The sequence below is a fragment of the Ahrensia sp. R2A130 genome, from assembly GCF_000179775.1.
Lineage (GTDB): Bacteria > Pseudomonadota > Alphaproteobacteria > Rhizobiales > Rhizobiaceae > Pseudahrensia.
This window is the reverse complement of the sequence record NZ_AEEB01000022.1, coordinates 199201-212672: the sequence shown is the minus strand read 5'-3', so window position 1 is coordinate 212672 and position 13472 is coordinate 199201. Positions and strand designations below refer to the sequence as shown.

Sequence of the window (13472 nt, the reverse complement as noted above, 5' to 3'; positions counted from 1 at the left end):
GCGGAAGAGCGGTGAGATGTAACCGCGTTTGGTGCCCTGCAGGGGAATCCAATGCATAAGAAAGCGGGTGTATGGCTATGGCCGAGCCGCATGCCAATGATGGCAATGATTTAGGGCGTACCCGCAAGGTTGCGCGCGGCACGGGCCGTGGCATCGGGTTTCTGTTCCGTTTGTTTTCTCGTTTGTTTCTGGTGCTTCTTTTCATTGGCGTCGGGCTGCTTGTCGGCGGTTTCCTCAAGTTTTCAGACGGTGTGACGAGCACTGAGCAATTGGAAGCTGCGCGCGTACCAGCCGCTGATGCTGTTGTGGTGTTGACCGGCGGTTCGGCCCGCATTGCAGAAGGGTTGGACCTGATTGCAGCAGGCAAGGGCAAGCGGTTGCTGATCTCCGGTGTGAATGAAGATACAAGCGTGGCTGCGCTGAAGGCCATCAATACAAATCACGCGCCGCTTTTTGATTGTTGCGTCGACGTTGAACGTGCTGCGCTGGACACAATCGGCAATGCCCGCGAAACGGCAAAATGGGTGGCCGACAAGGGTTACTCATCACTTATTGTGGTCACATCCAGCTATCATATGCCGCGCAGTCTGCTGGAATTCCGCCGCACTATGCCCAAGCTTAATATCAAGCCACACGCCGTTATTTTGGAGCCACTGGCCCGCGAAGGCTGGTGGAAAAACCCGGAGACTTTGCGTTTTCTCGTCGTGGAATACGTGAAGTATGTCGGGGCAGCGATGCGTGAGTACCTGAAGCCGCAAACCATTAGCGCATTGCGCGGGTCCATGCTGGGCGGCTAGAGCGAAGCATCACGCTCGTCTCAAGCTGAAATCGTCATTATGCTCGCGCTTCGCTCCGTTCTCTTCAACATCGTCTGGGTCTTCAATCTGATTTTTCAGATGGTCATCCAAACCCCGTTTTATTTCTTTATGAGTTTTGAGGGTGCCGAGGAAGTGCCGAAGCGATGGGCACGTAGCAGCTATTGGCTGCAGCGTTGGATGGTCGGTACGAAGATGGAGATTTTGGGTCGCGAGAATATTCCGGTTAGTGGACAAGGCGCGCTGATAGCGGCCAAGCACCAGTGCAACTGGGATTTTTACGCCATCAATGAAATGCTGCCCAGCTCGGCGTTCGTGCTGAAGGAACAGCTGATGAAGCTGCCGTTTTTCGGCTGGTATGTCGCAAAACTGCGTCACATTCCTATTCGTCGTGAAGATAAGGGCAAGGCCATGCGCCGTATGCTCAAGATTGCGGCTGAACGCGTGGAAGAGGGGCGACAAATCCTGATCTTCCCTGAAGGCAGCCGTATGGCAGCAGGCGCGCCTCCAAACTACCGTTACGGCATTACGCGCATGTATCTCGACCTTAATACGCCCGTGGTTCCGGTGGCGCTGAACAGCGGCCTTTACTGGCCGCGTCACAGTTTCAAGCGCTACCCCGGTACGCTGCGCTGCGCGTTTCTTGAACCCATCCAACCCGGACTCGACAGCGAGACATTCGCGGCCGAACTGGAACGCCGCATCGAAGAGGGCTGTGAAGATCTCTACCTCATGGCGACCCGTGACGAGCATGTGCCGCCCATGTCAGCGGAGGTGAAAGCAGGTGTCGAGCGGGCCCGTCTTCGCGAAAAAGCCCGGTTGGAGACAACGGGCGAGGGCGCTTCCGCCTAGCGCTTCCACCCGCTTAGACGGGCGTCGAAGGGTAGAATATTTTCCCATTCACACATTTTGTTCTTGTAACGTTCCATTAACCAGTTCACTTTACGTTCTTAGGAACAAAACGGGATCATGGCGCAGGGCCACGAACTCCGGATGAAAGGAACTGATACCATGACCGCGCTGCAACACGTTCTTCCGCTTCATGTTCATACGCTTGTACAGGCGCAGGTAGAGCAGATTGCCGAGCGGCGGTCGGCCAACAAGGTTCGCAAAGTCTCTATGGCGCGGTGTGCTGCAACGCGGGCAGGGCTTGGGCGTTTCGTTTATCTGCAAGGCCAATCCGGTCGCCGCTACGTGTTTTCCGCAATCACGGCGGAACAGGCTTTGCTTTACGGCAACGGGGTGTTCGCTGCGCAGTCGGGTGAAGCTGGCGAGGTGGAAATTGGTTTCTCGGCTCATCGTGCAGTGGGGCGCGGCGCTTTGTTCGTGCATTTGCCCGATGATAACAGCGCTGCTGGCAACCGCGCTGTTCTGGCCGACCTATAATTCGCTAGCCGGGGCGAGATAAGCGGGCAGCCACAGCTTCCATACGTTCGTCGTGGATTTCCATTTCCCGCATCTTCTCCACGGTATCGAGGATATAGTCCTCGTTCTTGCCTGACTGCCCTTCCGCTCCGGAAATTTGGGCGACCAGCGCATCGATGGATAGATTGTCTGCATATTGCTGGTGCGTGGTGTCAGCCACGTAGCACAACATCGGCACCGTCTCGCCATTGTCCAAATGCCCCTCGCGGGTGACCTCGATATAGACATTGGTGACGAGCTCACGGGCGCGCAGATAGTCCACGACCTCGCGCTGTTGGTTCATGTTCACCTTAAACGCGACGCCCTCGCAAAACCCGCCCTCATCCAAACCCATGACGATGCCCGGGCTTGCTACAGTGCCGCGATGGACCCATGAGAAAATGCAAGGTGAACGGTGGACGCCGTGCATGGTCGCACGCTGGCGTTCCAGATAGTCAAATCCGGGCTTCCACATCAGGGAGCCGTAACCGAAGACCCAAAAATGGTCTGCTGGCACTTGGTCTTGTGTCATGCTGGTTTGTCCGCTCTCACCGCCGCGCTCAATCATTTTGCGCGTTGCCCAACTCCTGCCGGATCGGAAGCTCATTTAACAGCCCCTTACGGGCTTGCTAAAGTAGCTGCAGCGGGATTGAACGACGCATGAAAATTCTTCTCGCCCTGATTGTATTGATCGTCGCCGGATGGAGCGCCGCTTGGTTCGCACTCGCCGCCTATATTGGTGGCCAAACCGACGACGTCATCTCACGTTTGCGGACTGCCGGAACCGACGTCACCTGCGCGGACCGCGCTACCAGCGGCTTTCCTTTTGCCATGAAAGTGACCTGTGATTCGGTCGAATTTCAATCGCCACAACTCGTAGCTCCGGTCGCCGCTGGCCGGATGGCCGCGGGAATCGAACTGCCAGAACCCCGTAGACTGACCATCGATCTGGCTTCGCCCATCGCACTCGGCGCTTCGTCTCTGCGCTTCGACAATGCAGAGGCGATTATCGATGTGCGAACGGATGGTGGTTTTGATCTTGCCCGTTTCGGAATGCCGTCACCAACCCTGGCCTTTGGCGCCATCACAGCCAAGGCGGATATGTTGTCAGGCGAAGCGCAACGCAACGAGGCTGACCTTACGGTAAGCCTGCGCGGTAACAACGTGGCGAGCACCATCCCTCAGATTGGTAACCTTGCCCCCGCAACAGTCTGGCTGTTTGCCACGCTGACCGATGGTTATCGCGACATCGTAGAGCGCGGGCTGTCTTGGCGCGAAGTGCTGGCGGATGGTGGCAAACTCAACCTGCGTCGGCTCGATTTGAAAACCCGTGATAGTGGACGGCTGACAATTGTAGGCAATATCGACCTGTTGCCCGACGGACGATTGAACGGCCCGGTGCGTATCGCGGTGACCGATCCCGATGCTTTGCGCCGCTGGGTACAGCCGCTTGGCCCGCAAGCCGAACAGGTGGTCGCGACCCTGACACAGGCAGTCAATGGTATGGGGCAGGCGCGCGACTTCGATGGTACATCCATGCGCAGCATCGACGTAATGCTGGATAATGGCGCGCTGCGCCTCGGCTTTATCAAGATTGCCGATATTCCGCCGCTGAAACTGAACTAACTATCCGTTTTATAACGCCCGAAGTTCGGTTCCGACGTTTCCTGCCCGGCCTCAATGATTCCGCGACGAATTTCCCGCGTTCGTGTGAAGTGATCGAATAGAAGATCACCGTCCCCGTGACGGATAGCCCGCTGCAAGGCCGCTAGATCCTCGGAAAAGCGCCCCAGCATCTCCAGCGTCGCGTCCTTGTTGTGCAAAAACACGTCGCGCCACATGACGGGATCGGAAGCTGCGATGCGGGTAAAATCGCGGAAGCCGGATGCCGAATATTTAATGACTTCGGACTGAGTGATCTCGGCCAAATCATCCGCCGTACCGACGATGTTGTAAGCGATCAAATGCGGAATATGACTGGTCACGGCCAGCACGCGATCGTGGTGTTCCGGGGTCATTATATCGACCTGCGAACCAAGCGCGCGCCAAAATGCAGCGAGTCGTTCGGTCGCTTCAGGGTCGGTGCTTTCAAGTGGTGTTAGCAACTGCCAGCGGTTATCGAACAGCGTTGCGAAACCGGCTTCGGGACCAGAATGTTCAGTCCCGGCAATCGGGTGGCCGGGTACGAGATGCACGTTATCGGGAATGTGCGGTGCTAGTTGGTCGATGACCGAGCGTTTGACCGATCCCACATCGGTGACGATTGCGCCGGGTGCGAGGTGACCGGCCATACGCTCGCCAACCGAGGAGAACGCGCCAACCGGCACGCACAATATAACGCAATCGGAGTCGGTCACGGCTTCGCTGACACGGTCGGTATAAACGTCCCCCAAGTTCAACTCGCGGGCTTTGTCGAGCGTCTCGGCACGGCGGGTGCAGATGACGATTTCGTCTGCCAAGCCATCGCGGCGTGCGCGCAATGCGATGGATGAACCGATCAGGCCGATGCCGATCAGCGCCAACCGCTTAAAGGGTTGGAAGTTGGATGTGTCAGCCATTGAGGAATTCCTTCAACGTCGCGACCGTGCCTTTGCAGGCTTCTTCTGTGCCGATGGTCATGCGCATGGCATCGGGCAGGCCATAGCCTGCGACGCGGCGCAAAACGTAGCCGCGCGAGGTTAGAAAATCATCGGCTTCCGCCGCGGTGCGTCCGGCTTCCTGCGGGAAATGTATGAGGATGAAGTTGCCGACCGACGGTGTGACCGTGAGGCCCAGCGCTTCGATCTGTTCCGTGACCCAAACCAGCCATTCGTCATTATGGGAAATCGCCTTGTCCACCATGGAGCGGTCTGCGATGGCCGCTTCAGCGGCTGCTAAGGCTGCAGCATTCACGTTGAAAGGCCCGCGCACACGGTCGATGGCGTCACAGATTTCGGCGGGCGCAAACATCCAACCCACACGCAAAGCGGCAAGGCCGTGGATCTTGGAAAAGGTGCGGGTCATGACGACGTTGGAGTTTCCTGCCACCAATTCGATGCCGCTTTCATAGTCGTTGCGGCGCACATATTCCGCGTAGGCCGCATCAAGCACCAGCAAGACATTTGCCGGCAAGCTTTCGTGCAACCGGCGAACCTCGCTCATCGGCACATATGTGCCGGTCGGGTTGTTTGGGTTGGCCAGGAAAACGATTTTCGTCTTGTCTGTGACGCAGGCGAGAATGGCATCGACATCAGCCGTCTTATCGGTTTCCGGCGCGACAACGGGCGCAGCGCCAGCGGCCAGAATACCAATGCGGTAAACCAGAAAACCGTGCTCGGTGTAGATCGCTTCATCGCCTGGGCGCAGATAGGTTTGAGCCAACAGTCCAAGCAATTCGTCTGACCCGTTGCCGCATAAAATGTTGTCGGCGTTGATGCCGTGAGCCTTTGCGATTGCCGCACGCAAATTGCTCGCGGACCCGTCAGGATAATCCTCAAGCCGTTCGGCCAGTGCCGCGAAGGCAGCCTTTGCAGCGGGGCTTGGGCCGAGTGGCGTTTCGTTGGCCGACAGCTTGTGCAGCTTCACGCCAGCGGGCGCCTTCGACTTGCCCGGAACATAGGCAGCGATATCCATGACGCCGGAATTGGGTACAGGTTTTGTCATGGCTGCTTCTCGAACTGGGGTGGCGTCGGTGCTGTTGAGGTGTCGTTTAGATCACTAGCTTGCGTTTGGAAACGCCAGCGTTCTTCGCGGACGGCGTGTCGCGGCCAGTTCTGTTTGTATTGGAGCCAGTGCTGCTTGCCCCCTGTGGTGCGAGAACTGGCACAAACACACGGCGTGACTGCCGCTGCCGCACGGGCAAGCCTTGATAGACCTGCTTGGTTGCTTCCACCACCAATACGCCTGCAAAGGCAGGTACGAACCGGCGGCCAAAACGCTCCATGGTTGGCGCAAAACGGCTGGCCAGTTTTTTCGATGATGGCGGAAAGTGCAGCGCGTCCGACCAAGATGTCGGCGTGAACATGTGGCTGCGCAGAAGCTTCGACAATTGTCCGCCACTCCATGGTCGGCCGGAACCGTAAGGCGTGTGTTCCATCCGTGCCCAAACGCCACGTCGGTTTGGCACGACGATAATCAGCTTGCCGCCGGGAGCGAGTACGCGCCAGATTTCCGACAGGGCTTCATCGACATTTTCAAAATGTTCCAGCGCATGGACAAGCAACATGCGGTCGATGCTGGCGTCGGCCAGAGGCAGGTCTTCATCGAAAACCAAGGCCGTGGCGCAATCTTCGCCAAACGGCCAGTGCACTGCGCCTTGCCGCGCGGGCATCAACGCCAACGTGCGTTCTGCGTCTGCACGGAAAGCGTCCAGCCAAGGTGTTGCGTAACCGAGGCCGACCAAACGTTCCGATGTGAGCGGTTTCCATAGGCTCGTCAGCGCCAATTGCACGGAGCGACGTGCCATCGCACCCAGAGGTGTGGCATAGAACTGGCGAAGATCAACGATATCCATCTGCATGTGAGAGAATTACAGCTTTTGTTTCCCTTTGGGAAACGCTGTAATTCTCTCACATGCATAATATTTGCGCTCACGCAGATCGGCTTTGCCGATCGCTCCGCGAGGGCGGCGCGAGCCACGCGCCGGACACCTCTTCGGTGCCTTGCTGACTGACCTTACTGCAAGAAAGATAGATAGATGACCGATAGCACTCTCCAGATTTTCCAGTTTCCCTGCCGGAGCGACAATTATGGAATCATCATGCGGGAGCGTGGGGCTAAGGAAGCGATTTGTATCGATGCGCCGGAAGTGGAGCCCATTGAGGATGTGTTGGAAGATAAGGGGCTGCATTTGCACACGCTGCTCACGACCCATCACCACCAGGACCATGTTGAGGGCAACAAGTCGCTGAAAGCCTCGCAAAAGTGCACAATCATTGGGCCTGCGGAAGAAGAGGACCGCATTCCGGGCATCGACCAGTCTGTAAACCACGGTGACGAAATCGAGGTTTTGGGACGGCGTGTTCAAGTCATAGGAACACCCGGCCACACATTGGGGCAGGTGGCCTATTACTTCCCTGATGATGGTGTGGTGTTTGCAGCGGACGCGCTTTTTGCCATGGGCTGCGGACGCATCTTTGAGGGCGATGCAGAGATGATGCACACAGCCCTCCAGCGTCTTGCGCGACTGCCTGACGAGACGAAGGTTTACGCAGGCCACGAATACACGTTGTCTAACGCGAAGTTCGCTGTCTCGGTGGACGGCACCAATAAGCGGCTTCTGGAGCGTGCGCGCGAAGTTGAGCTTTTGCGCGATGAGGGAGCGCCTACGCTGCCGACGACCATTGCAGAAGAAAAAGCGACAAACCCGTTTCTGCGTGTGAAAGATCCCGCCATTCGCGCTTATCTAGGCATGGAAGATGCCGACGATGTGGACGTGTTTGCCGAACTACGCGTGCGCAAGGACCGCTTCTGATGGAGGGGTTTTCAGTAGCGGAGATCGTGGCTCAACTCGATCTTGCCCCACATCCTGAAGGCGGCCATTTCCGCGAGACGTTCCGCGATGAACACGGAACGGCAATCCTGTATCTGTTGGAAGCTGGCGAATGTTCCCATTGGCATCGTGTGATGGGCAGCGCAGAGACCTGGCACCATCTGGCGGGTGGGCCGCTGGCGTTGACGCTTTCGCCCAACGGGCATGACGCGGAAGCGCATCGGCTTGGGAAAGCGTTGGCGATGGGGGAGATGCCGCAGCACACGGTGCCAGCGGATTGGTGGCAGACGGCGGAAAGCCTTGGTCACTGGACATTGTGCGCCTGCACCGTCGCGCCTGCGTTCAGCTTTGAAAACTTCGAGATGGCCCCGCCGGACTGGCGACCGATGCCGCGGAGCAGTTAAATTTCTTCGATAATTTCGGGCACTGCTGCCTCTTCGGCAGGCCGATCAATGGGCCATGGCAGTAGTTTGCGCGGGCGGCCATAGGCGAAGCCCTGTAGGTAATCGACGCCCCATTCCCGCAGCATTTTTGCGGTCTCGTCGTCCTCGACCCATTCCACAACGGTGCGCGCGCCGTAGAGACTGGCCAGCTTTACTAGAGACTGAATAAAGGTCTGGTTCTCGACGCTGTGTTCCAGATCGACCGCGAATTGTCCGTCTATCTTGATGACATCGAAGGGCAAGGCTTTCAGCGTTCGAAACGAAGTGTAACCGGCACCAAAATCGTCCAATGCAACGCGACATCCGAGGTCTGCGAGTGAATTGATGAAACGGCGGGCCTCGTCATCGGATTCGGCAGCGTGGGATTCGGTAATTTCGACGATCAGGCGTTTGGCAATGTCGGGGCATTCATGGATCGCGTGTGCGACCTTCGACAGCCATTCGGGGTCGCAGGCCGTTTCGTTTGATACGTTTAGCGAGAAGGTTGCGGTGCTGCATCGCTTCATCGTTTCCAGCGCCAAATCGAGCGCGTGGTGGTCCACAAGCCGGATTAGTCCGAGACGTTCTGCGATGGCCACGAAGTCGCCAGCCTCGATGGATGTGCCGTCATGTTCTTCTAACCGCACAAGAGCCTCGTGGAAGGCCACTTCGCCGGTTTCTGCATCGACTATGGGTTGCCAGACCAGATGAATGCGGCCTTCGCGCAAGGCGTTGATGATGTTTTCTGCCATGATGCCAGCTTCGAGCCGAAGGCGTTCGCGTTCCGGGTCAGGGCGATAGACAGCCACGACATTGTCGCGGTTGCGGCGGCTTTCTTCCAAAGCCTGATTGGCTGCCATAAAGGCTGTACGGCATTCGCGCGCGTGCTGTGGAATGGAGACGCCGCCTATGGAAATGGTGAGCGCGATTGAGCCGCAATCGGTGATGATAGGCTCATTGCGTAAGACATTGAGCATACGATAGCCGGCAATCAGCATGTCTTGGTCATCGCATTCGGGCAGCACTACGCCGATTTTTGCACCGGAAAAGCGGCCCACAATATCTGTGGCGCGCAGGTTGGCTGTAATGCGGCGGGCGGCTTCGCTCATCACGGCGTCACCAGCTTCAAAACCATAGACTTGATTGACGAGGTCGAAGTGTTCCAACCCCAAAAGGATGAAAGATGCAGGCTTCCCGTCATCCACGAGGGTGGAGAAAAGTGTGTCCAGCTCGACGGTCAGGCGCGCACGGTTGAGAAGACCAGTGAGAGGGTCGAAGCGCGACATGCGGTCGACACGCTCTTCGCGTTTGCGGCGCTCGGTGACGATGCGAATTACACCATGCGCCCGTGCTGGACGCCCGGTTTCAGGATTGGCGAACCAACGGCCAGTGTCTTCAAGCCACACGTCTTGCCCATCACGAAGATGACCGCCGGAAAGTGCGTATTGAATCTGATAGGGAACGCCGGTGCCGTCGTCGGTCTGTTCGCTTTCGGCCAGTGCTGCGCCACGGCTGTTGACGCTACCCGGCACGAGAAGCGCTTCCCAGTTCCGGTTGGTCATCATCATGCCGGTATCTGTTATGCCCAGCAGATCGCTCGTGCCTGTGCTCCAATCGAGATAATCGTTGGCCAGGTTCCATTCGTAAACGGCCTCACCAACGGAATTCAGAACACCGTCAGCAGAAAAGCGTCGCTCCGCCGTTTGCGGCTGCGCGTGTAGTGCTTGGACATTTGCAGTGATAGACATTTGTGTCCTGTGGGCGCGCGACATTCCGCAAACAACATAGCTTTTAACGGTTAACGAAGCGGTAACCACGTTGGTGCCGATGCGGGTTTTAAGTGTTTATGATTTCGCGCAATGCCGCGTTCCACTGCGCGTCATCACCCTTCCATTCACTGTCGTCGCTAGACAGGAGTTGAACATCTATTCCGTCGGGAAAATCGCCTGTGAAGCGGTCTTTTCTGGAGACTGCCGCGAGGTTGATAGGTGATCGGAAAAGATTGGTGAGTGATGCTTTCAGGCTCAACAGACGGTTAGCGTCGAAGGTTACGCGATCTATCTCATTGCTATCGAAAACGTCGCCAATCAGATTGTTCTGGGTGTTGGAGATAATGAACAACGTTCTGGTCGGATCGAGCGCCAGAAATTGCGCCCGCTGGTTGGCAAATTTTGCGGCTTCCCGCTCGAAGGTTTCCTCCAATGCCAACTCGCGCAGATCGCCTTTGCGTTTCATGTATCCGTGCCAGAACCACAGGTCATGACGGGGCCAGAAAACGTGGTTGCGTCTAATTTCCAGCTCCGTCAGTTGCGGCGCATCCAGCTTGCTGTCGAGCAGGGAAATACTGCTGTCAGCTGGACAAATTAGCCAGTCGAACGGGCCTTTTTTGAAGGTAACAATTTCGGGATTTTCAACTGCAAAACGCGCCAGTTGGTGGGCGCTTTGACAGGACATGCCAAGGCTGACGATATCCATTTTTGCAGTGGGTTTTGACTCGTTCATCGCCGAGTATTACCGCTTCGTACAGGCCTTGCGCAAATCGCTCGGCCTGACCTCTCTCAGTCCAACAGTACCGGCCAGATGCTTGGCCTGTGAAAGGGTGCACATGGCCGCGTATGAAGATTTGATGGCCCACATGGCCCGCGTACAGGCACTGTCTCAAGTGGCCGGAATTTTATCGTGGGACCAAGAGGTGATGATGCCGCCCAAGGGTGCTGCAGCGCGGGCCGAACAGGCTGGTGCGCTGGAGGCTGTGTCCCACGGTTTGCGAACGGATGCGCGTATCGGCGAATGGTTGGCGGCGCTCGATGGCGGTGATCTAAACGACGTGCAGGCGGCAAACGTGCGGCTGATCCGCAGGTCATTCGACCGCGATTCCAAAGTTCCGGCACGATTGGCCGAGGAACTGGCCCGCACCACGACCCGCGCGCAGGGCGTGTGGGCGGCTGCGCGGGCAGCGAACAGCTTCGCTGATTTTGCGCCGGAGTTGAAAACTATCATCGCGCTCAAGCGTGATGAAGCAGCCGCTATCGCTGCGCCGGGGCAAAGCACATACGACGCTCTGTTGGCGGATTTCGAGCCGGGCATGACGGTCGATGTGCTGTCGCCGTTGTTGGAAGGCATGCGCCCACGGCTTTCCGCGCTGCGTGCAGCGATTGCCGAAAGCGGTCGTCAGGCCCCTGCGATGAGCGGTGATTTCCCCACCGATGGGCAGATGAAACTTGCCCATCTGATGGCTGAAAATGCGGGCTACGATTTCGAGGCCGGACGGCTCGATCTTTCCGTCCATCCGTTTTCCAGCGGCACGATGGACGATTCGCGCATCACCACGCGGCTGGAAGATGATGATCCGCTGGGCTGCCTCTATTCCACCCAGCACGAGGTCGGCCACGCGCTCTACGAACAGGGCTTGCCGCGCGACCATGCGCTGACGCCTGTCGGCACTCATGTTTCCATGGGTGTGCACGAGTCCCAGTCGCGGCTTTGGGAAAACCAGATTGGCCGCAGCCACGCTTATTGCCGTTGGCTCTTTCCACACTTTCAAGAGCATTTGGGTGATGGTGGACTGCTGGACGAGGATGCGTTTTATGCTGCGATCAACCGTGTCGAGACGGGTTTCATCCGCACCGAGGCGGATGAAGTGCATTACAATCTCCACGTTCTGCTGCGCTTCGAGCTGGAGCGCGATTTGATCGGTGGGGCGCTGGAAGTCGATGATCTGGAAGCGGCATGGAACGAACGTTTCGAGCGCGATTTCGGTCTGGCCGTGCCCGATGCTGCCCACGGCGTGCTGCAGGATGTGCATTGGTCGGTGGGGCTGTTCGGCTACTTCCCGACCTATTCGCTGGGCAACATCTATGCAGCGCAGTTGAATCTCGCGCTGCGTGAAACGGCCCCTGATCTCGATGAGCAGATTGCGGCTGGCGATACGTCCACAGTGCTCGCGTTCCTAAGGGAGCGGGTGCATGTGAAAGGCAGTTTGCTGGAACCGGCAAAGCTTATGCAGCAGGCGTCCGGCCAAGCGGTTTCCAGCAGCCCGTTGCTCGATTATCTGGAACAGAAATACTCTGCGATTTACGGGCTGAATTTGTGACCATTTTCGACAAACCATTCACCCAACAAGAACCCATCGACGAAGCAACCATCGCCCGTGTTGGCGACATCCTTCGCACGGGTCGCCTGCATCGTTACAACACTGTGCCGGGCGAAGTGTCGGAAGCTGCTGCGTTGGAGGCGGAATATGCAAAGTGGCAGGGGGCAGATTATGCACTTGCTTGCGCGTCCGGCGGTTACGCGCTTGCGGTGGCGTTGAAAGCTGCTGGCCTGAAGGTGGGCGATCCCGTGCTAGCCAATGCCTATACGCTGGCCCCGGTGCCGGGCGCGATCCACAATGCCGGTGGCGTGCCGGTCTTCGTCGAGATCGACGAGGAGTGGCACATCGACATTGCTGATCTGGAAGCCAAGGCTGCATCTTCAGGCGCGAAGTTTCTCATGCTGTCCCACATGCGCGGGCATATCGCGGATATGGATGCAGTAGGGGACATCTGCGAGCGCTACGGCATCACCATGGTGGAAGACTGCGCCCATACGATGGGGGCGCATTGGAGGGGCAAACGCTCCGGAAATTTTGGCCATGTGGCCGCGTTTTCACTGCAAACCTACAAGCACATCAACACCGGCGAGGGCGGGTTGCTGACGACGAACGACCCGCAGATCGCCGCCCGTGCCACCATAATGTCAGGCTCCTACATGCTCTACGGCAGCCACGGCGCTGGGCCTGATGAAGCGGCGTTCGACGGTATCCGCACGGCGACACCCAACTATTCCGGTCGCATGGACAATCTGCGTGCAGCCATTGCTCGTGGACAGTTGGTCGGGCTGGATGAGAAGGTGGAGCGGTGGAACAGGCTGTATCGTGCGCTCGATACCGGCCTGCGCAAAAGTAACGCCATCACCACGCCCGTGCGCCGCGATCACGAACATTACGTTGGTTCGTCGCTACAGTTCCGCCCGGCGCTGGATGCATCGCAATTTCCCGATTTCATCACTGCCTGTGCCAAACGCGGGGTGGACGTGAAATGGTTCGGAGCGAACAAACCGACAGCGTTTACCAGCCGCTACGATTCTTGGGAATATCTGGGCGAACCGCAGGACCTGCCGCAAACCCGCAACGTGTTGTCCAACACCTGCGATATACGTGTGCCACTGACATTCGATGAGGCGGATTGTGCGGTGATCGGGTCCATCATCGTGGACGAGTGCAGCCGGGCAACAGGCCATGTCTAAAGCACTTTGTCATCTATGACGCGTTGAGCCTGTGCTGTTCATCACTGTATGATGCTGCCAAGCGAGGCAGTATCG

14 protein-coding genes are annotated in these 13472 nt (G+C 57.6%); 8 read left to right on the top strand and 6 right to left on the bottom strand.

What is annotated here, in order from left to right; genetic code table 11:
• Positions 1-77 precede the first annotated feature (77 nt).
• The 3 genes from R2A130_RS14380 (at position 78) to R2A130_RS14370 (ending at position 2201) form a co-directional block, all read left to right on the top strand.
• A complete protein-coding gene (locus tag R2A130_RS14380) occupies positions 78-797 on the top strand; it encodes a YdcF family protein (RefSeq protein WP_198008753.1) in 720 nt (239 codons plus the stop codon).
• A gap of 39 nt (positions 798-836) precedes the next feature.
• Positions 837-1667, top strand: coding sequence for a 1-acyl-sn-glycerol-3-phosphate acyltransferase (locus R2A130_RS14375; RefSeq protein WP_009758525.1), 831 nt, complete (start codon positions 837-839; stop codon positions 1665-1667).
• Between the two features lie 159 nt (positions 1668-1826).
• Entirely contained in the window at positions 1827-2201 is a 375-nt protein-coding gene (locus tag R2A130_RS14370) for a hypothetical protein (protein ID WP_156798543.1), read from the top strand.
• Between the two features lie 4 nt (positions 2202-2205).
• Here R2A130_RS14370 and R2A130_RS14365 read toward each other — a convergent pair whose 3' ends face one another.
• A complete protein-coding gene (locus R2A130_RS14365) occupies positions 2206-2751 on the bottom strand; it encodes a gamma-glutamylcyclotransferase (RefSeq protein ID WP_040306203.1) in 546 nt (181 codons plus the stop codon).
• A 128-nt stretch (positions 2752-2879) separates the two neighbouring features.
• Here R2A130_RS14365 and R2A130_RS14360 point away from each other — a divergent pair, with 128 nt between their 5' ends.
• Positions 2880-3845: a DUF2125 domain-containing protein gene (locus R2A130_RS14360; RefSeq protein ID WP_009758522.1), complete on the top strand. Its 966-nt coding sequence runs from the start codon at positions 2880-2882 to the stop codon at positions 3843-3845.
• Here R2A130_RS14360 and R2A130_RS14355 read toward each other — a convergent pair.
• From R2A130_RS14355 to R2A130_RS14345, 3 genes are read right to left on the bottom strand one after another with little or no spacing between them, the layout of a single operon-like run.
• Positions 3842-4777 carry a prephenate/arogenate dehydrogenase family protein gene (locus R2A130_RS14355; protein WP_009758521.1) on the bottom strand — a complete coding sequence of 312 codons (936 nt, stop codon included), beginning with the start codon at positions 4775-4777 and terminating at the stop codon, positions 3842-3844. The two genes, R2A130_RS14360 and R2A130_RS14355, sit on opposite strands and share 4 nt — an antisense overlap.
• On the bottom strand, positions 4770-5861 hold the full coding sequence (gene hisC, locus R2A130_RS14350) for a histidinol-phosphate transaminase (RefSeq protein WP_009758520.1): 1092 nt from the start codon (positions 5859-5861) through the stop codon (positions 4770-4772). The genes R2A130_RS14355 and hisC overlap by 8 nt, the downstream gene beginning before the upstream one ends.
• A 46-nt stretch (positions 5862-5907) precedes the next feature.
• Positions 5908-6717, bottom strand: coding sequence for a class I SAM-dependent methyltransferase (locus R2A130_RS14345; protein WP_009758519.1), 810 nt, complete (start codon positions 6715-6717; stop codon positions 5908-5910).
• A gap of 177 nt (positions 6718-6894) precedes the next feature.
• Here R2A130_RS14345 and gloB point away from each other — a divergent pair, with 177 nt between their 5' ends.
• A complete protein-coding gene (gene gloB / locus R2A130_RS14340) occupies positions 6895-7671 on the top strand; it encodes a hydroxyacylglutathione hydrolase (protein WP_009758518.1) in 777 nt (258 codons plus the stop codon).
• Positions 7671-8093, top strand: coding sequence for a cupin domain-containing protein (locus R2A130_RS14335; protein ID WP_009758517.1), 423 nt, complete (start codon positions 7671-7673; stop codon positions 8091-8093). The genes gloB and R2A130_RS14335 overlap by 1 nt, the downstream gene beginning before the upstream one ends.
• Here the strand turns inward: R2A130_RS14335 and R2A130_RS14330 are convergent.
• Both R2A130_RS14330 and R2A130_RS14325 read right to left on the bottom strand, forming a co-directional pair.
• Positions 8090-9859: a bifunctional diguanylate cyclase/phosphodiesterase gene (locus tag R2A130_RS14330; protein ID WP_009758516.1), complete on the bottom strand. Its 1770-nt coding sequence runs from the start codon at positions 9857-9859 to the stop codon at positions 8090-8092. The two genes, R2A130_RS14335 and R2A130_RS14330, sit on opposite strands and share 4 nt — an antisense overlap.
• An 88-nt stretch (positions 9860-9947) precedes the next feature.
• Positions 9948-10613 carry a hypothetical protein gene (locus R2A130_RS14325; RefSeq protein ID WP_009758515.1) on the bottom strand — a complete coding sequence of 222 codons (666 nt, stop codon included), beginning with the start codon at positions 10611-10613 and terminating at the stop codon, positions 9948-9950.
• Between the two features lie 103 nt (positions 10614-10716).
• Between R2A130_RS14325 and R2A130_RS14320 the strand changes: the two genes are divergently transcribed.
• Positions 10717-12204: a carboxypeptidase M32 gene (locus R2A130_RS14320; protein WP_009758514.1), complete on the top strand. Its 1488-nt coding sequence runs from the start codon at positions 10717-10719 to the stop codon at positions 12202-12204.
• A complete protein-coding gene (locus R2A130_RS14315) occupies positions 12201-13397 on the top strand; it encodes a DegT/DnrJ/EryC1/StrS aminotransferase family protein (protein ID WP_009758513.1) in 1197 nt (398 codons plus the stop codon). Before R2A130_RS14320 ends, R2A130_RS14315 begins: the two co-directional genes overlap by 4 nt.
• The last annotated feature ends 75 nt before the right edge of the window (positions 13398-13472 follow it).